The following is a 1,687-nucleotide window of genomic DNA, read 5'->3' as shown; positions in this document are numbered from 1 at the left end:
TACCAAATACTTCGAGAGATGCCTCTGCAGGAGCGATAGTAGCCTCTGCATTAGTTCAATTATATGGTTACACAAAAAATGATGAGTATTTGAATTACAGTAAGAAAGTAGCAAATAGCCTTAAATCTATAACTTATCTTTTACCTCAAGAAATTGAGATTCCTTTTATTCTCGATCATAGTTTTGGCGATTGGTCTAAAAGATCTGAAATGGATGAACCCATTGTTTATGGCGACTATTACTTTTTAGAAACTTTAATAAGATTAAAAAATTTATAATATGAAAATATCAACGTTAATAAAAATACAGTTTCTTTTTATAATGATGGTTTCATGTAGTGCATCCTTTGATGGCAATAATGAAGAAAGAAGTAAAGAAAATATCAATGATAATTGGCTGTATTTAGAAAACAATACAGATGATATTGACTATGCCTTAATGCAAGATAATTGGGAAAAAATAAATTTACCACATAGTTGGAATGCCTTAGATGCTACTGATATTATTCCAGGTTACAGACGAAGCGCTAGTTGGTATAAAAAAAAGTTGGAAATACCTAAAGTGGTTTCAGGCGAAACGTATCAGCTTTATTTTGAAGGGGTCAATATTGAAAGTGACGTTTTTGTAAATGGAAAGAAAGTTGGTGGGCATACCGGAGGATATATTGGTTTTACGGTTGATATAACCAAAAATATTGTAGCTGGAAATAATGACGTATTAGTTCGAGCTGATAACTCCTATAATCCAGAAATTATTCCATCTCAAAAAAGTGATTTCTTTATTTTTGGAGGCATTACAAGAGATGTTTGGTTAATAACTTTACCTAAAAATTATTTGTCTGATTTAAAGGTTACTACGCCAAAAGTGTCTGCTTCAAATGCTGAATTATTGGCGACTATAAAAGTCAACAATTCTATAAATTCAAACTATAAAATTAAAGCCGATTTGAAAGATGATGAAGGTGAAACCCTTGCATCGTCTATTTTTGAAATAATTGATAATACTTCAGAAATAAAATTTGATACTATTAAAAACCCAAAACTTTGGGATCCTGATAATCCAAACCTTTACACTTTAAAAGTTTCCCTTCTTGAAAATGATGTTTTGAAAGATGAAATTTCAGAACGTGTTGGTTTCAGGTGGTTTGAATTTAAAGATTTTGGTGCTTTTTACCTGAATGGAAAGCGATTACTTTTAAGAGGCACGCACAGACACGAAGAACATGCAGGAGTTGGAGCAGCCATGAGTAATAAGCAACACAGAGCCGATATGGTACTTATAAAAGAAATGGGAGCCAACTTTGTGCGTTTGGCGCATTATCCTCAAGATCCAGAAGTTTATAAAGCTTGCGACGAATTAGGGTTATTGGTTTGGGACGAATTGCCTTGGTGCCGTGGCGGCCTAGGTAGCGATGCTTGGAAGGTAAACACAAAAAACATGTTGAAGGAAATTATTAATCAAAATTTCAATCATCCAAGTGTTATTTTATGGTCATTAGGAAATGAAATTTACTGGTTGCCAGATTTTAAAAATGGGGATAACAGAAAACAAATAAACAGTTATTTAAAGGAATTGAATGACTACGCACATGAGCTAGACCCATCTAGAAAAACAGCCATTAGAAAATATTATGAAGGCGCTGATATTGTTGATGTGTTTTCGCCTTCCATTTGGTCTGGTTGGTATT

Annotated in this window: 1 protein-coding gene and 1 pseudogene; both read left to right on the top strand. The window is 33.2% G+C overall.

Annotation, left to right across the window (positions count from 1 at the left end):
- Nucleotides 1–278 (top strand): annotated as a pseudogene (locus WBN21_RS15015) (glycoside hydrolase family 88 protein); the annotation flags it as partial.
- Between the two features lies 1 nt (nucleotide 279).
- The coding region (locus WBN21_RS15010; RefSeq protein ID WP_424201691.1) for a glycoside hydrolase family 2 protein at nucleotides 280–1,687 on the top strand (1,408 nt) is incomplete at its 3' end.

The sequence above is a fragment of the Algibacter sp. genome (genome assembly GCF_049667265.1).
GTDB lineage: Bacteria > Bacteroidota > Bacteroidia > Flavobacteriales > Flavobacteriaceae > Algibacter_B.
Note: the sequence above shows the minus strand (reverse complement) of the source record. Positions and strands in the feature narration are given on the sequence as shown.